Raw genomic sequence first — 15,364 nt, 5'->3', positions numbered from 1 at the left:
TTTCTTTATGCAGCATGCGCATTCCGACTATCGTCGGGAGCTTCTTCACGTTCATCGAGACCATAATCGCGTGAGACCTCTGCAATGCGCAAGCGGTAGTTTTCAAAGACACCACCTCGTCCCTTTGCCTGTGCGATCCGATGAGTGGGCAAGTTGCGCCACTGTTTGACAGCTTCTTCGTCACGCCAGAAGGAGAGCGACAGCAATTTTTCTGGTTCAACCAGACTTTGAAAGCGCTCGATGGATATGAAACCATCGATTTTGACCAGATCAGCGCGCAGGCTTGCCGCGATATCAAGATATTGCTCGCGCCGCTCATCATCCGCAGGCCAGACTTCAAAAATAACAGCGATCATGGCTTGATAAACTCCGCATGTGGGGCCGATTGCAGCTTGAGAAAGATACGCTCTTCCGAGCGGATAAACTGTTCGCGTTTTGCAAAATCATAATTTGCCTGACCGATTGGATCAGATGCAAGTCGCGCACGAAATGCTTCATAGGCGGCAAGATCTTCGACGGAATAGACGCCATAGGCCGTAGTAGTTGAACCCTCATGCGGACCGAAATAACCAATCAGGTTCGCGCCGCAACGTGGGCTTGCTTGTCCCCAATTGCGCGCATATTCCGCGAAAGCTTCTGCTTTGTACGGGTCGATCTGATAGCGGATAAAGCAGGTAATCATCGTCGTCTCCTGAGTTGGTGGATTTGGTGGAGACTGTTTAGCCTATTGAAATGCATCCATGCTTCGGTTAGCATCGAAGTATGAAAGACGGACCGATCATAGCTTCAGTTGCATCCCTGCTGGGTGATCCGGCGCGCGCAAACATGCTGACCGCGCTGATGGACGGGCGTGCTTTGACGGTAAGCGAACTTGCAGCAGCAGCAGGCGTGACGATTCAGACAGCCAGCGGGCATCTCTCAAAGCTCGATGCAGCCAATTTGCTCGTAGCCGAAAAGCAGGGCAGGCACCGTTATTTCAGGCTTTCAGGCACGGATGTGGCGCAGGTTCTGGAAGGACTTATGGGCCTTGCACAACGCACTGGCGCAGTGCGTGTTCGTACTGGTCCTAAAGACAATGCACTGCGTAAGGCGCGAATTTGTTACGATCATCTGGCAGGCGAGCGCGGCGTTGAAATGCTCGACGCATCCCACAGACTTGGTCTGATCGATGATGCCGGTGAACCTCTGCTCACCGATGAAGGGAAGTCATTCTTCTCTTGCCTCGGCATTGATGTGGATATGCTGCAAAAGGGCAAACGACCGCTTTGCCGTCACTGCCTCGACTGGAGCGAAAGGCGCAACCATCTTGGCGGGGCACTTGGCGCGGCACTCCTGAAAAACTTCATCGATAAAGGCTGGGCGCGTCGGGAAGAAGGCCGCGTTATTGCTTTCTCACCCATCGGGGCTCAGGCTTTTGCCAAGGCTTTTCAGCTTTAGATATTGTTTCGAGCCGCTGCTGCGGCGTCATCCAACTCATTGGCGCGTTTCAGGGCGGGGCGATCTTTCAAACGATCCCAATAGGCCGTAAAGGCAGGTTTTGCTGGTAATGTGCCAAAGCGCAAACCCCAGCCAACATGTGAGCCGACATAGACGTCGGCTGCGGTGAAGCGTGAGCCGGTAATATAAGGGTGACGGGAAATGGCTTTGTCGAGCGTATTCACGACGGTATCGTAATTGCCATAACCCACCATGCCCTGTTTGTCGGCTGGCACTTCATAACCCAGCGCGTGATTGGATAGAGCGGCTTCGACCGGGCCCGATGTGAAGAAAAGCCAACGATAGAAATCGGCACGCTCGTCAGGATGCGGGGCGAGACCAGCTTCTGGGAATGTGGTTGCAAGATAGGCACAGATGGCTGCAACTTCTGTCACGATATCCTTGCCGTGGCGAATTGCAGGCACTTTGCCCATTGGGTTGATGGAGCAGTAATCTGGCCCTTTCATGGGGGGGCCAAAGTCGAGGATTTCTACATCGTAGGGTTTACCTATTTCCTCTAACATCCAGCGCGCAATGCGTCCGCGTGACATGGGGTTGGTGTAAAGCTTCAAATCGCTCATTTTTCATCCTCCCTGCAAGCTGAGCAACAGGATGCTCTTTCTCGTGCTAAAAAGAAACGAAAAACCAGTCGGGTATATCAGGCGGCTTATAAGGCCTTTCGATATTGGATGAAGCCGGACTGTTGGGCGATGGCGTCATAAAGACGGCGTGCGGTGGCATTGCTTTCGTGTGTGAGCCAATAGAGCCTGCCTGCGCCTTCTTCACGCGCGAGATCAGCCACTGCATCAATCAGTGCTGCGCCGGTGCCTTTTCCACGCTGGCTGTTTTCGACATAGAGATCCTGAAGATAGCAGGTCCATTTTGGCAGCCAGCAAGAGCGGTGAAATATTGCATGGACAAAGCCGACGAGGCATCCGTCGTCATCAAACGCGCCTAATGCGTGCATTGGTTCCGACGCGTCGTGAAAACGTTCCCATGTGAGGCTCGTGGTTTCAGCTGGAATATCGACTTCGTAAAAGACCTGATAGGCTTTCCATAATGGCTCCCATGCTGCCCGGTCTTGCGGCGCTAATGCCCGAATTGTCGACATATCAGTCCTCCCTATCTCGTTAGGGACAGACTAGCCAGCGGGCCTGTTGCTTGCGAGAGGAAATAGTTAAACGCAAACAAAAAACGGCGGGAAAAACCCGCCGTCTTGATCTGAATTGGCATTGGCTTCAGTTTAAGCAGCCATTGCCTTCTGAAGGTTTTCATCGATCTTGTCGAGGAAGCCGGTGGTCGAGAGCCAAGGCTGATCCGGACCGATGAGCAGCGCCAGATCCTTGGTCATGTAGCCGCTTTCAACGGTATCTACACAGACCTTTTCAAGCGTGTCGGCAAAGCGCTTCAGCTCTGCATTGTTATCAAGCTTTGCCCGGTGAGCGAGGCCGCGGGTCCATGCGAAGATCGAAGCGATCGAGTTGGTCGAGGTTTCCTCGCCCTTCTGATGCTGGCGGTAGTGACGGGTTACGGTGCCGTGTGCAGCTTCAGCTTCAACGGTCTTGCCATCTGGCGTCATCAGAACCGAGGTCATCAGGCCAAGCGAGCCGAAGCCCTGTGCCACGATGTCGGACTGCACGTCGCCGTCATAGTTCTTACAAGCCCAAACGTAGCCGCCGGACCACTTGAGGGCCGAAGCAACCATGTCGTCGATCAGACGATGTTCGTACCAGATCTTTGCTTCCTTGAACTTTTCAGCGAATTCAGCCTGATAGACTTCTTCGAAAATGTCCTTGAAGCGACCGTCATAGGCCTTGAGGATGGTGTTCTTGGTCGACAGATAAACCGGGTAATTGCGCTGCAGGCCGTAGTTCAGCGAGGCGCGCGCAAATTCACGGATCGATTCGTCGAGATTGTACATGGCCATAGCCACGCCAGCCGCTGGAGCCTGATAGACTTCGTGCTCGATGGTTTCGCCATCTTCACCGACGAACTTGATCGACAGCGTGCCCTTGCCTGGGAATTTGAAATCGGTCGCGCGGTACTGATCACCGAAAGCATGACGGCCAACGATGATTGGCTGGGTCCAGCCCGGAACCAGACGAGGGACATTCTTGCAGATGATTGGTTCGCGGAAGATAACGCCGCCGAGGATGTTACGGATGGTGCCGTTAGGCGACTTCCACATCTTCTTGAGCTTGAATTCTTCAACGCGGGCTTCGTCCGGCGTAATGGTTGCGCATTTTACGCCAACGCCATGTTCCTTGATGGCATTAGCCGCATCAATGGTAACCTGGTCATTGGTTTCATCACGATGTTCTACTGACAGATCGTAATATTTCAGATCGATGTCGAGGTAGGGATGGATCAGCTTGTCCTTGATGAACTGCCAGATGATGCGGGTCATTTCATCGCCGTCGAGTTCAACGACCGGGTTCGCAACCTTGATTTTTGCCATTGATAAAGCCTCTCATTTAATGCGTCGCGACCGTATAGCATCGGTGAACGCGAAGGCAAAGTGTCAGAGGCTTATTCTTTGGCCTATAGGCACATTTTCAGGCGGCGTGATGTGCTGGTTTTTGCCATTTTGAGCGTTGATCACGATAAGTTTCCTGCTCGCGTAGCAATATGGCATCTGCGTCGAGCGTCGAAATTGCCGTTGTCTTATCCATCGGGACAAGACCGCTAACCTGCAGGGCGAGATAGCGACCACAGCAGACACGCAGGAACGATGCGAAATTATCGAGATCGTGGCCTTCGGCACGCGATTCATCATAAAGGCGACCCAGCAGGCGATTGACGGTCAGGTCGTCGCGCGAAGCGATATCTTCCAGCGCGAACCAGAAGAAGTTCTCGAGCCGTACGCTGGTCACGACGCCATCAATACGCAACGAGCGTGTGACGCTTTGCCAAAGTTCCGGATCAGCCCCGATGAACAATCTGCACATGCATTCCTCCCGAAATGTCTCCCATGTTAGTGTTGCGCAGTTTGATGCTGCCTGCAACCGGATTAGAGTTGCAGGCAAAGCGTCACTTAAGCGTGGGTAATTTTGGTGCCAAGAACAGCGAGGAACTGCGACAACCATGCAGGATGAGCAGGCCATGCGGGCGCTGAAACCAGATTGCCGTCTGTGACGGCCTGATCGACGGGGATATCGGCATATGTGCCACCTGCAAGCTCCACTTCTGGGCGGCATGCTGGGTATGCGGAGCAGGTGCGGCCTTCGAGAACGCGCGCCGCGGCAAGAAGCTGCGCGCCGTGACAAACGGCTGCCACAGGTTTGTTGGCGTCAAAGAAATGTTTGACGATGGCGATGACTTTATCATCAAGGCGCAGATATTCCGGTCCGCGACCGCCGGGAATGACAAGCGCGTCATAGTTTTCGGCCTTCACATCGGCAAAGGTGGCGTTGAGTGTGAAATTATGGCCTGGCTTTTCGGTATAGGTCTGATGCCCCTCGAAGTCATGAATGGCCGTTGCGATTGAATCGCCCGCCTTCTTGCCGGGGCAAGCGGCATGGACCTTGTGTCCGACGGCGAGGAGCGTCTGGAACGGAACCATTGTTTCGTAATCTTCGCAGAAGTCGCCGCAGATCATGAGAATTTTTTTGCCGGACATGATTTTCCTCCCTGTAAACTTCGATGTCGGTGCCGACAGTGTGACATGGATGGGAGGCAGACTGGTGTTATTCCGCTACTACACGCGATTTTCGATATCGAATGTAAGGGGAATCTTTGCGATTTTTTGCCAATTATGTCAGGGAAGCGCCACGATCCTAAAGCATCAGAGCGTATCGCACTTAATTTTACCGGATTTGCTCGCTCTGATTTCTTACAATTGTCGCATGGTCGCGGACGCTGAATGAAACATTTGGCTGCACTATGCTTTAGCGGAAAATATCATGGCAGGAACAGACAAACAGCGCCCAATGATCACCGAAGGGCCGGCGATCATTCTGGTTAACCCGCAATTGCCGGAGAATATCGGCATGGTGGCGCGCGCCATGGCAAATTTTGGTCTTGCCGAGTTACGACTTGTCCAGCCACGTGAAGAGTTTCCGAGCGAAAAGGCGCGGGCCGCAGCCAGTAAGGCGGATCATATCATCGACAATGCGGTCGTTTATGATGATCTGCCTTCAGCGCTTGCTGATCTCAACTTCGTTTATGCCACCACAGCGCGCGAGCGCGACGGCTTTAAACAGGTGCGCAGCCCTGTGGAAGCCAACGGTGAATTGCGCCGCCGTTTCGGAGCTGGTGAGAAAACCGGCATTATGTTCGGCCGGGAACGTTTCGGCTTGAGCAACGAAGAGGTTGGTCTCGCAGATGAGCTGGTGACTTTCCCGGTCAATCCAGCCTTTGCCTCACTAAATATCGCACAAGCCGTACTGCTTATGTCATATGAGTGGATGAAATCGGGTCTCGAAAGCCAGACAGATACGGTTTTCCGTGGACCGGAAATGGAAGCGGCGCCCAAGCTGGAATTGCAGAGTCTTTTCAATCATCTGGAAGAGGCGCTTGATGTTCGCGGTTATTTCCGCCCTGAGGCGAAAAAAGAAATCATGGTCAATAATCTGCGCTCGGTGCTGACGCGTGCAGGTTTTGCATCGGCAGAACTCAAACTTCTGCGTGGCGTCATTACATCGCTTGATGTGTTTACGCCGAAAAAGCCGCGTGGCTCGGGGGCACCTGAGGGGCGCGCTCGCAAACCTGCAATTGAGGACAAGGCTGAATGAAACACGCATCCGCAGTTCGCCTTTCCGACACGTCGTCTGCCACCTATGAAAAGCCCATATTGGTCTTTGATAGCGGTATTGGCGGTTTGACGGTTCTGCGTGAGGCGCGAGTGCTGATGCCTGACCGGCGATTTGTCTATATCGCGGATGATGCCGGTTTTCCCTATGGTGGATGGGAAGAAGAAGCGTTGCGCGCCCGCATTGTCGAGCTTTTTGGCAGGTTCATTGCGGAGCACGATCCCGAAATCGCAGTTATTGCCTGTAACACGGCTTCGACACTGGTGCTGGATGATCTGCGGCGCGCTTATCCGGCCGTACCTTTTGTCGGCACTGTGCCTGCGATCAAGCCTGCTGCTGAACGTACATCATCGGGACTGGTTTCTGTTCTTGCGACACCGGGGACTGTCAAGCGCGCCTATACCCGGGATCTTATCCAATCATTTGCCACGCAATGTCACGTGCGATTGGTCGGAGCAGACAGGCTTGCCGCAGTCGCCGAGGCCCATATTCGTGGCGAAGAAATCGATGAGGCGCTGGTTATTGAGCAGATCACGCCTTGCTTTGTCGAAAAAGACGGAGAACGCACGGATATCGTTGTGCTCGCCTGCACCCACTATCCGTTTCTCGCGAATGTGTTCCGCCGATTGGCTCCCTGGCCAGTTGATTGGCTTGACCCAGCGGAAGCTATCGCACGGCGCACCGTATCGCTGTTGCAACCGCGGCAGATTGATGAGGAATTGCATCATCACGATGATCTGGCGGTGTTTACATCACAGAAGCCGGATTATGCCATTCGTCGCCTGATGCAAGGCTTTGGCTTGCAGTTTGCCTGATGTAGCCTATGTTTTTTCGATGTCGCGATTTTATGCGCATCCTGAAAGCATCAAGAGGCGAGCCATGACCGGAACAATCCCGCAAGTGAAACTGGCATCGGGTACCCATGTGCCTGCACTTGGGCAGGGCACTTGGTATATGGGCGAAGATACGCGCCAACGGCGACTGGAAGTCGAGGCGCTGCAATGCGGCATCGAACTTGGCATGACACTGATCGACACTGCTGAAATGTATGCGGATGGCGGTGCAGAAGAAGTCGTGGGCGAGGCGATCAAAGGTCGCCGTGATAGTGTCTTTCTCGTCAGTAAGGTGCTGCCATACAATGCCTCCTTAGAGGGCACGATTGAAGCGTGTGAGCGTAGTCTCAAGCGGCTTGGCACTGAAAAGATCGATCTTTATCTTCTGCACTGGCGTGGGCGATATCCGCTGGAGGAGACCCTGGCTGCTTTTGAGAAACTGCAGCAGGCAGGCAAGATTGGCGCATGGGGTGTCAGCAATTTCGATACCGGCGATATGAAAGAACTGACGATCGTTACAGGCGGCACAGCCGTGGCGGCCAATCAGATACTCTATAATTTGATCCGGCGTGGGCCAGAATTTGATTTGATGCCATGGTGTGCAGGGCAGAAAACTCCCCTGATGGCCTATTCGCCGATCGAACAGGGCAGGCTTTTGGGCAATAGTGTATTACATGAAGTTGCCGATGAAATCGGGGTTTCGCCGGCGGCTGTTGCGCTTGCCTGGACCATGCGCAATGGCGATGTGATTGCAATTCCGAAGACATCAAAGCTCGGTCATGTGCGTGAAAATCGCAATGCTGCGGACATAAGGCTGACAGAGGAACAGCTGACTTTGCTGGACAGAACCTTTGCTCCGCCAACGCGCAAAACAGCATTGGAAATGCTGTAAGTTGTTCTATAAGAAATTTCTTTAGAAGATTGTTTTCATTGTCTCTTCTGGAAGAATTAAAATCTTCCAGAAGATGTTTTATGCTGGTTTAGCTCGCAGCGTCCTGTCGAGAGTCGCGCTTGGCCTGGGCGACACTGGCGGCTTTTTTCAGACGACCGCGCTCCATAGGACGGATGAGACTATCGGCCTTCTCGCTGGGTATGTTGCGCATGCCATGCCGTGCATGACGTGTATTGAAAGTATTATCCTTCTTTTCATTGGCTTTCTTCGTGGCTAACGCCTTCTGCGCATTCGCAATCAGATCATTGCTTGCAGACATGCTGCGACGACGATCCACTTCAGCATTGATGCGACGCATCGCCATTGCCAGGACTGAAACCTTTAGATGCGAACCTTCATCAGCCTTGGATGCCGAAGCACCTCTGGCGGCAGCTTTCCCGCGCATCTCGCGGCGGCGCTGGTGGGCCTGATCGCGCGCTTTGCTGCGACGATCACGTAAGAGCTTGGCCAGTTGCGAAAGCTCTGAGTCAGGAACATCCTGAAGAATCGGATGGTGCGATTTTTCTACCAGCTCTTTTTCCTCAGCGTTCAACGCACGAGCTTCTTCTTTTCGAGTTATGGCCATAAAAATCTCCTTCCGGTTGTCACTCCTCATTGGCATATAGGCCTGACGTTCGAGCGGGAAAGGGTGATGGCATAAAGCTCATTCATTTTGATTCTGAGAGCTGCTTGAAACGCTGGGATGTCGACCTTCTGCTTCAAGATGCTTGATCATGGCTTTCAACTTATCCAACGGCAGATGCTCGGCGCCGATTGTCTCACTTTTAAGAATACAGAGGTGGTTCAATATTTCATCGAGTTTGGCTTGGGTGGCACTCGCTTCGCGGTCCTGCGAGTTCTGGATCAGAAACACCATCAGGAACGTGATAATGGTAGTCGAGGTGTTCACAACCAGCTGCCAGGTATCAGAAAAATCAAAAAAGGGACCACTCACACCCCAGAACAGGATGAAGAGCGTCGCGAGAATAAACGCAGCATAGTGCCCCGCAAGTTCGGAGGCCTTTTCACTTAGTTGCGTAAAAAACTGAGACATGGCGTCCTCCCATAATATGCCGGAAACGTTTCAGCATCGGACAGGTTCCTTTTCGGGAACTATCGGTGCGGATGACCGTTGTGTCTGAAGGTGAAATGCGGAGGTGAAGCTATGGACATTGTTGAAACACGCGTCAGTTCGCTTGGTGGTTTTGCAACCTATATCGTTGAATTCGTCACCGAGAGCGAAGAGCGGATTACGGTCAAGGTTGAGAATGATACTGAGGCCGAGCTTTCACGGGATGCTGTGATACGCAAAGCGGTACTCAAGCTTGGAGAGGCCTTAAGCGTTGCCTGTATCGAGTGCGGTATTGAACCTGCTAGCTTGTTGACTGTTCCAAGTGCGCGTCGCGCAGGCGACAAATCGGAACTTGAACGTCAGCTGGATGAAGGGCTGGAAGATACATTTCCGGCAAGCGATCCGGTGTCGGTCACAAGCTCAACCATTGCCGGGTTTGCTGGCCCCAAGAATTGATAGAATTCATTGATGGGACTTTAGGACAATGAAGCCGGGCTTTTCGCCCGGCTTCTCAAGAGGTTCAGAAAATGAGTCTCTTTTCTTGTTTATCTATCTGTTTATGCTCAAAGATTGCGGCGCTTTCCTTCCATGAGATCAAGCACTGCACGTGCACAATCGAGCACATTGGAGCCGGGGCCGAACACAGCCGATACGCCGTGGTCGAACAGATATTGATAATCCTGACGCGGGACGACACCGCCACAGACAACGATGATATTTTCGGCACCCTTCTTGCGAAGTGTATCTACGAGTTGGGGCAGCAGCGTTTTGTGACCGGCCGCCAATGATGAAACGCCCAACACATGAACCTTGGCCTTGATGGCCATATCAGCTGCTTCCTCAGGTGTTTGAAACAGTGGACCGGCGAGCACTTCAAAGCCAATGTCACCGAAAGCTGAGGCGATAACTTTCGCGCCGCGATCGTGGCCATCCTGACCGAGCTTGGCCACCATGATGCGGGGCTTGTCGTCTGTATGTTTGGAGAACTCTTCCAGACGTTCCACGAGGGTCAGATATTCCGGCTCATTTTCGTAGGCTGCGCCATAGACTTTTCTGACGACCTTCGGCACGGCCGCATGATCACCAAAAGCGCTACGCATGGCATCTGAAATTTCGCCGACAGTTGCACGAGCACGCGATGCTTCGACTGCGGCTGCGAGAATGTTGCCTTCGCCGGTTTTTGCAACTTTTTCCAGTTCAGCCAGCGCTGCTTCAACTTTCGCTTTGTTGCGTGTTTCCTTAATCCGGTTAAGGTTGGCAATCTGCGAACTGCGGACGGCGGTGTTATCGATCTCAAGAATGTCGATTTCGTCTTCCTGTTCGAGGCGGAACTTGTTGACGCCAACGATGACTTCTTCACCCTTATCAACCGCTGCCTGCCGTTTAGTGGCTGCTTCTTCAATCAGTCGCTTGGGCAAACCACTTTCGACGGCTTTGGTCATGCCGCCGAGGCTTTCGACTTCTTCAATCAGCGCCCATGCTTTTTCCGCCAGTTCATTGGTCAGGCTTTCAATGTAATAGGAGCCTGCAAGCGGATCCACGACCTTGGTGACCCCGGTTTCATTTTGCAAAATAAGCTGCGTGTTGCGGGCTATGCGCGCAGAGAATTCCGTTGGCAGAGCAATGGCTTCGTCGAAAGAATTGGTATGCAGCGATTGTGTGCCACCAAGCGCTGCCGACATAGCCTCAAACGCTGTGCGAACGATATTGTTGTAAGGATCCTGCTCTTGCAACGATACACCGGATGTCTGGCAATGAGTGCGCAGCATCAGCGATCCTGGCTTCTTCGGATCGAACTCCTTCATGATACGCGACCAGAGCAGGCGGGCTGCGCGCAACTTGGCGATTTCCATGAAGAAGTTCATGCCGATGGCGAAGAAGAACGACAGACGCCCTGCAAACTCATCGACATTGAGGCCTTTATTGAGCGCGGCACGCACATATTCACGACCATCGGCCAGTGTGAAGGCCAGTTCCTGCACCAGCGTGGCACCTGCTTCCTGCATGTGATAGCCGGAAATGGAAATCGAATTGAATTTCGGCATTTCGGCTGCTGTATAGGCGATGATGTCCGCAATGATCCGCATGGATGGTTCCGGCGGATAGATATAAGTGTTTCGGACCATGAATTCTTTCAGAATATCATTCTGAATGGTGCCTGAAAGCAGATCACGCGACACGCCTTGTTCTTCACCAGCGACGATGAAATTGGCGAGGATCGGGATCACTGCGCCGTTCATGGTCATGGAGACGGAGATTTTTTCAAGCGGGATACCGTCAAAAAGAATTTTCATGTCCTCGACGGAATCAATGGCAACGCCAGCTTTGCCGACATCACCTTCAACGCGGGGATGATCGCTGTCATAGCCGCGATGAGTGGCAAGGTCGAAGGCCACCGACACGCCCTGCTGACCCGCGGCAAGTGCCTTGCGGTAAAAAGCGTTGGAGGCTTCCGCCGTGGAGAAGCCCGCATATTGACGAATAGTCCACGGGCGGCCCGCATACATGGTCGCACGTGGGCCACGTAGAAACGGCTCGAAGCCGGGCAGGGTGCCAAGATGCCCGACATGATTGAGATCATCCTCAGTATAGAGCGGCTTAACGTCAATGCCTTCCGGTGTGTGCCAGACAAGGCTGTCTGCGGGGCGTTTCAGTTCCTTTTCGGCCAACGCCTCCCAGTCCGCACGGGTCTTCTGCGTCATTGGCTTATTCTCCATCCCACGAAGCCCCTCACTCGAATTCCATAATGAGTTCATCAACCGCCAGGCTTACGCCTTCCTCCGCAGCGATGCGTTTTACGGTAGCACGGCGTTCCGCACGCAGCACGTTTTCCATCTTCATGGCTTCTACCGTAGCAAGTGGTTGGCCAGCCTCGACCGTGTCACCGTCTTTCACAAGTACGGAGGTGATGACGCCCGGCATTGGGCAAAGCAGCATTTTCGATGTATCGGGCGGCAGCTTAATGGGCATGAGTGTTGCCAGTTCGGCCACGCGCGGCGAACGCACATGCGCAACGACATCGATGCCACGCCAGCGCAAGCGCCAACCGGTTCCTGAACGCAAAACCTTTACGGCGACTGGTTTGCCACCAATCGTGAATGATCCAAGCTGATTGCCTGGATGCCAATCGCTGGCGACTGGCAGACTGAGGCCATCGACAAAGTTGATTGTCGTTCCGCCTTCACCTTCTGCAATCCGGATCGGCAGGCTGAAGCCACTGAATGTAACAACCCAGTCGGTTGGAAGAGACTGTTTTTGTGTGGAAAGTTTGCCGGAAATTTGGCTGTTGCGCTGTTCAACGACCATGTTGATCTGAGCTGCTACCGCAGCCAGAACATGGGCGTCTTGCTCTGACACTGTTACGCCTGCAAACCCATCGGGATACTCTTCTGCGATGAAGGCTGTGGTCAATGCGCCAGCCCGAAAACGCGGATGATCCATAACGGCCGAAAGGAATGGCAGGTTGTGGCCAATGCCTTCCACTTCAAACGCATCAAGCGCTTCGCCCATGGCGTCGATTGCGCTCAATCGATCTGGTGCCCATGTGCAGAGCTTTGCGATCATGGGGTCATAATACATCGAGATTTCACCACCCTCGAAGACACCCGTATCGTTGCGGATGATTGAGCCATTTTTGTCTTGGCCTTCGACCGGAGGGCGATAGCGCGTCAGCCTGCCAATGGAGGGCAGGAAGTTGCGATATGGATCTTCTGCATAGAGGCGGCTTTCAATGGCCCAACCGTTGAGCTTCACATCAGCCTGCGTAATGCGCAGCTTCTCGCCCGAAGCCACACGGATCATTTCTTCAACCAGATCAATGCCGGTGATGAGTTCTGTCACCGGATGTTCGACCTGCAATCGCGTGTTCATTTCGAGGAAATAGAAATTGCGCTCGCCATCAACGATGAACTCGACAGTGCCTGCCGAATAGTAGCCGACGGCTTTGGAAAGCGCGACGGCCTGTTCGCCCATGGCTTTGCGGGTTGCTTCATCAAGGAAGGGCGAGGGTGCTTCTTCGATGACCTTCTGATTGCGGCGCTGGATGGAGCATTCACGCTCGCCAAGATAGACGACGTTGCCGTGCTGATCGCCGAGGACCTGAATTTCGATATGGCGCGGTTGCGTGACGAATTTTTCAATGAAGATGCGGTCATCACCGAAAGAGGATTTCGCCTCATTACGGGATAGCTGGAACCCTTCACGGGCTTCGTCGTCGTTCCATGCAATGCGCATACCCTTGCCGCCGCCGCCGGCAGACGCTTTGATCATTACCGGATAGCCGACAGAAGTTGCGATTTTCACCGCCTCGTCGGCGTCTTCGATCAGCCCCATATGACCGGGAACGGTAGACACGCCTGCCTCAGCGGCCAGTTTTTTCGAGGTGATCTTGTCACCCATGGCCTCAATGGCATTCACCGGCGGGCCAATGAAGGTGACGTTGGCGGCTTTCAATGCTTCGGCAAAGCGCGGGTTCTCGGACAGAAAACCATAGCCTGGGTGCACTGCATCGGCCCCGGTTTCCTTGATTGCCGCCAGAATTTTATCGACAACGATATAAGACTGGTTCGAGGGCGCTGGTCCGATATGTATGGCCTCGTCAGCCATTTTGACATGCAGCGCGTTACGGTCGGCATCGGAATAGACTGCAACTGTCGCGATGCCCATTTTCTTTGCCGTTTTGATAACCCGGCATGCGATTTCGCCACGATTGGCAATGAGGATTTTCTTGATCATTTTGTTCCCACCCATCGCTATCACAGCGGAATTGTGTCGTGTTTCTTCCATGGCGCGTTCTGGCTCTTGTTACGCAGAGCAGAGAACGCGCGGGCGATGCGGCGGCGGGATGAATGCGGCATGATCACCTCATCAATGAAGCCGCGTTCGGCAGCAACGAACGGATTGGCGAAGCGTTCTTCATATTCTTTTGTACGAGCAGCGATTTTTTCGGTGTCGCCAAGTTCTGAGCGGTACAGAATTTCGGTGGCGCCCTTGGCACCCATGACGGCGATTTCTGCGGTGGGCCATGCATAATTCATATCGGCACCGATATGTTTGGATGCCATCACATCATAAGCGCCGCCATAGGCTTTGCGGGTGATAAGCGTAACCATCGGAACGGTAGCCTGGCTATAGGCAAAGAGCAGTTTTGCACCATGCTTGATGACGCCGCCATATTCCTGTGCCGTGCCGGGTAAGAAGCCCGGAACGTCGACAAGAGTGAGGATCGGGATATTGAAGGCATCGCAGAAGCGCACGAAACGTGCAGCTTTGCGCGACGAATCGATATCAAGGCAGCCAGCCAGCACCATCGGTTGATTGGCGACGACACCAATTGTTTGCCCCTCCATGCGGATGAAGCCGGTGATGATATTCTTGGCAAAAGCTTCCTGAATTTCGAAGAAATCGCCTTCATCCGCCAGCGCGAGGATCAGCTCCTTCATATCGTAGGGCTTATTGGCGCTATCGGGGATCAGCGTATCGAGCCGCATTTCAAGACGTGCGGGGTCGTCGTGGAAGGGACGGGTCGGTGATTTTTCGCGATTATTAAGCGGCAGGAAGTCGAACAGAAGACGCACTTGTTCCAGCGTCTCGATATCGTTTTCATATGCGCCATCGGCAACAGATGATTTCTTCGTGTGGGTTGAAGCGCCGCCCAGTTCTTCTGCAGTGACAATCTCATTGGTGACGGTTTTGACCACATCCGGGCCTGTCACGAACATGTAGGATGAGTCGCGCACCATGAAAATGAAATCAGTCATGGCTGGAGAATAAACCGCGCCACCGGCACATGGGCCCATGATGACTGAAATCTGCGGAATAACGCCGGAGGCATCGGCATTACGCTTGAAGACATCGGCATAGCCCGCGAGTGAGGCCACACCTTCCTGAATGCGTGCGCCACCCGAATCATTGAGCCCGATCACTGGCGCACCGTTCTGCATGGCCATGTCCATGATCTTGCAGATTTTCTGGGCATGGGTTTCTGACAGTGAGCCGCCAAGAACTGTGAAATCCTGACTGAACACATAGACTTGCCGGCCATTGATCGTGCCCCAGCCGGTGACGACGCCATCACCCGCAATCTTCTGCTTTTCCATGCCGAAATCGGTGCAGCGGTGTGTGACATACATGTCAAACTCCTCGAACGATCCCTCGTCGAGCAGCACTTCCAGTCTTTCGCGGGCCGTGAGCTTGCCCTTGCCGTGCTGGGCATCAATACGTTTTTGCCCGCCGCCGATGCGCGCCTCAGCGCGACGCGCTTCAAGTTGTTCGAGAAGTTCCTGCATTCGCTATGCCTTTG

At 53.5% G+C, this 15,364-nt stretch carries 17 protein-coding genes; 5 read left to right on the top strand and 12 right to left on the bottom strand.

Annotation, left to right across the window (positions count from 1 at the left end):
• Nucleotides 1–5: 5 nt before the first annotated feature.
• Nucleotides 6–356: an antibiotic biosynthesis monooxygenase family protein gene (locus tag C9380_RS07140; protein ID WP_100558860.1), complete on the bottom strand. Its 351-nt coding sequence runs from the start codon at nt 354–356 to the stop codon at nt 6–8.
• Nucleotides 353–682, bottom strand: coding sequence for an NIPSNAP family protein (locus C9380_RS07135; RefSeq protein ID WP_100558861.1), 330 nt, complete (start codon nt 680–682; stop codon nt 353–355). The genes C9380_RS07140 and C9380_RS07135 overlap by 4 nt, the downstream gene beginning before the upstream one ends.
• An 80-nt stretch (nt 683–762) precedes the next feature.
• Here C9380_RS07135 and C9380_RS07130 point away from each other — a divergent pair, with 80 nt between their 5' ends.
• Nucleotides 763–1,437: an ArsR/SmtB family transcription factor gene (locus C9380_RS07130; protein WP_128093289.1), complete on the top strand. Its 675-nt coding sequence runs from the start codon at nt 763–765 to the stop codon at nt 1,435–1,437.
• Here C9380_RS07130 and C9380_RS07125 read toward each other — a convergent pair.
• From C9380_RS07125 to C9380_RS07105, 5 genes are all read right to left on the bottom strand, one after another.
• Nucleotides 1,434–2,057 carry a glutathione S-transferase family protein gene (locus C9380_RS07125; protein WP_128093288.1) on the bottom strand — a complete coding sequence of 208 codons (624 nt, stop codon included), beginning with the start codon at nt 2,055–2,057 and terminating at the stop codon, nt 1,434–1,436. The genes C9380_RS07130 and C9380_RS07125 overlap by 4 nt on opposite strands.
• A gap of 86 nt (nt 2,058–2,143) precedes the next feature.
• Nucleotides 2,144–2,587 (bottom strand): GNAT family N-acetyltransferase, encoded by a 444-nt coding sequence (locus C9380_RS07120; protein WP_024897042.1) that lies wholly within the window; start codon nt 2,585–2,587, stop codon nt 2,144–2,146.
• 132 nt (nt 2,588–2,719) lie between these two features.
• Nucleotides 2,720–3,934, bottom strand: coding sequence for an NADP-dependent isocitrate dehydrogenase (locus C9380_RS07115; protein ID WP_024897043.1), 1,215 nt, complete (start codon nt 3,932–3,934; stop codon nt 2,720–2,722).
• Nucleotides 3,935–4,031: 97 nt separating this feature from the next.
• On the bottom strand, nt 4,032–4,424 hold the full coding sequence (locus C9380_RS07110) for a ribbon-helix-helix domain-containing protein (protein ID WP_024897044.1): 393 nt from the start codon (nt 4,422–4,424) through the stop codon (nt 4,032–4,034).
• A gap of 86 nt (nt 4,425–4,510) precedes the next feature.
• Nucleotides 4,511–5,095 (bottom strand): DJ-1/PfpI family protein, encoded by a 585-nt coding sequence (locus tag C9380_RS07105; protein WP_128093287.1) that lies wholly within the window; start codon nt 5,093–5,095, stop codon nt 4,511–4,513.
• A gap of 283 nt (nt 5,096–5,378) precedes the next feature.
• Here C9380_RS07105 and C9380_RS07100 point away from each other — a divergent pair, with 283 nt between their 5' ends.
• From C9380_RS07100 to C9380_RS07090, 3 genes are all read left to right on the top strand, one after another.
• A complete protein-coding gene (locus C9380_RS07100; RefSeq protein ID WP_100558865.1) occupies nt 5,379–6,209 on the top strand; it encodes an RNA methyltransferase in 831 nt (276 codons plus the stop codon).
• The gene (murI, locus tag C9380_RS07095) at nt 6,206–7,042 is read left to right on the top strand and encodes a glutamate racemase (RefSeq protein ID WP_128093286.1); all 837 of its coding nucleotides are present in this window, start codon (nt 6,206–6,208) and stop codon (nt 7,040–7,042) included. Before C9380_RS07100 ends, murI begins: the two co-directional genes overlap by 4 nt.
• A gap of 64 nt (nt 7,043–7,106) precedes the next feature.
• Nucleotides 7,107–7,952 (top strand): aldo/keto reductase, encoded by an 846-nt coding sequence (locus tag C9380_RS07090; RefSeq protein ID WP_024897049.1) that lies wholly within the window; start codon nt 7,107–7,109, stop codon nt 7,950–7,952.
• A gap of 88 nt (nt 7,953–8,040) precedes the next feature.
• Here the strand turns inward: C9380_RS07090 and C9380_RS07085 are convergent, their stop codons facing one another.
• On the bottom strand, nt 8,041–8,577 hold the full coding sequence (locus C9380_RS07085; RefSeq protein ID WP_024897050.1) for a hypothetical protein: 537 nt from the start codon (nt 8,575–8,577) through the stop codon (nt 8,041–8,043).
• 78 nt (nt 8,578–8,655) lie between these two features.
• Entirely contained in the window at nt 8,656–9,045 is a 390-nt protein-coding gene (locus C9380_RS07080) for a low affinity iron permease family protein (RefSeq protein ID WP_024897051.1), read from the bottom strand.
• 111 nt (nt 9,046–9,156) lie between these two features.
• On the opposite strand from C9380_RS07080, the gene C9380_RS07075 reads away from it, so the two are divergent.
• Nucleotides 9,157–9,519, top strand: a complete 363-nt coding sequence (locus C9380_RS07075) for a hypothetical protein (protein ID WP_100558867.1) — start codon at nt 9,157–9,159, stop codon at nt 9,517–9,519.
• A 107-nt stretch (nt 9,520–9,626) separates the two neighbouring features.
• Here the strand turns inward: C9380_RS07075 and scpA are convergent, their stop codons facing one another.
• From scpA to C9380_RS07060, 3 genes are read right to left on the bottom strand one after another with little or no spacing between them, the layout of a single operon-like run.
• Nucleotides 9,627–11,765 carry a methylmalonyl-CoA mutase gene (scpA, locus tag C9380_RS07070; RefSeq protein WP_128093285.1) on the bottom strand — a complete coding sequence of 713 codons (2,139 nt, stop codon included), beginning with the start codon at nt 11,763–11,765 and terminating at the stop codon, nt 9,627–9,629.
• Between the two features lie 28 nt (nt 11,766–11,793).
• Nucleotides 11,794–13,797, bottom strand: a complete 2,004-nt coding sequence (locus C9380_RS07065) for an acetyl-CoA carboxylase biotin carboxylase subunit (RefSeq protein ID WP_128093284.1) — start codon at nt 13,795–13,797, stop codon at nt 11,794–11,796.
• A 20-nt stretch (nt 13,798–13,817) separates the two neighbouring features.
• Nucleotides 13,818–15,350 (bottom strand): acyl-CoA carboxylase subunit beta, encoded by a 1,533-nt coding sequence (locus tag C9380_RS07060; protein WP_105705843.1) that lies wholly within the window; start codon nt 15,348–15,350, stop codon nt 13,818–13,820.
• Nucleotides 15,351–15,364 lie beyond the last annotated feature (14 nt).

The organism is Brucella pituitosa, from assembly GCF_003049685.1.
Taxonomy (GTDB): Bacteria; Pseudomonadota; Alphaproteobacteria; order Rhizobiales; family Rhizobiaceae; genus Brucella; species Brucella pituitosa.
This window is presented reverse-complemented; position numbering and strand designations above follow the sequence as displayed.

What these genes read in the sequence shown, in the direction of transcription:
- C9380_RS07100 (WP_100558865.1), top strand. Translation starts at nt 5,379, where the DNA reads ATGGCAGGAACAGACAAACAGCGCCCAATGATCACCGAAGGGCCGGCG.
- C9380_RS07125 (WP_128093288.1), bottom strand. Translation starts at nt 2,057, where the DNA reads ATGAGCGATTTGAAGCTTTACACCAACCCCATGTCACGCGGACGCATT.
- scpA (WP_128093285.1), bottom strand. Translation starts at nt 11,765, where the DNA reads ATGACGCAGAAGACCCGTGCGGACTGGGAGGCGTTGGCCGAAAAGGAA.
- C9380_RS07105 (WP_128093287.1), bottom strand. Translation starts at nt 5,095, where the DNA reads ATGTCCGGCAAAAAAATTCTCATGATCTGCGGCGACTTCTGCGAAGAT.
- C9380_RS07085 (WP_024897050.1), bottom strand. Translation starts at nt 8,577, where the DNA reads ATGGCCATAACTCGAAAAGAAGAAGCTCGTGCGTTGAACGCTGAGGAA.
- C9380_RS07120 (WP_024897042.1), bottom strand. Translation starts at nt 2,587, where the DNA reads ATGTCGACAATTCGGGCATTAGCGCCGCAAGACCGGGCAGCATGGGAG.
- C9380_RS07090 (WP_024897049.1), top strand. Translation starts at nt 7,107, where the DNA reads ATGACCGGAACAATCCCGCAAGTGAAACTGGCATCGGGTACCCATGTG.
- C9380_RS07065 (WP_128093284.1), bottom strand. Translation starts at nt 13,797, where the DNA reads ATGATCAAGAAAATCCTCATTGCCAATCGTGGCGAAATCGCATGCCGG.
- C9380_RS07075 (WP_100558867.1), top strand. Translation starts at nt 9,157, where the DNA reads ATGGACATTGTTGAAACACGCGTCAGTTCGCTTGGTGGTTTTGCAACC.
- C9380_RS07060 (WP_105705843.1), bottom strand. Translation starts at nt 15,350, where the DNA reads ATGCAGGAACTTCTCGAACAACTTGAAGCGCGTCGCGCTGAGGCGCGC.
- C9380_RS07135 (WP_100558861.1), bottom strand. Translation starts at nt 682, where the DNA reads ATGATTACCTGCTTTATCCGCTATCAGATCGACCCGTACAAAGCAGAA.
- C9380_RS07140 (WP_100558860.1), bottom strand. Translation starts at nt 356, where the DNA reads ATGATCGCTGTTATTTTTGAAGTCTGGCCTGCGGATGATGAGCGGCGC.
- C9380_RS07080 (WP_024897051.1), bottom strand. Translation starts at nt 9,045, where the DNA reads ATGTCTCAGTTTTTTACGCAACTAAGTGAAAAGGCCTCCGAACTTGCG.
- C9380_RS07110 (WP_024897044.1), bottom strand. Translation starts at nt 4,424, where the DNA reads ATGTGCAGATTGTTCATCGGGGCTGATCCGGAACTTTGGCAAAGCGTC.
- murI (WP_128093286.1), top strand. Translation starts at nt 6,206, where the DNA reads ATGAAACACGCATCCGCAGTTCGCCTTTCCGACACGTCGTCTGCCACC.
- C9380_RS07130 (WP_128093289.1), top strand. Translation starts at nt 763, where the DNA reads ATGAAAGACGGACCGATCATAGCTTCAGTTGCATCCCTGCTGGGTGAT.
- C9380_RS07115 (WP_024897043.1), bottom strand. Translation starts at nt 3,934, where the DNA reads ATGGCAAAAATCAAGGTTGCGAACCCGGTCGTTGAACTCGACGGCGAT.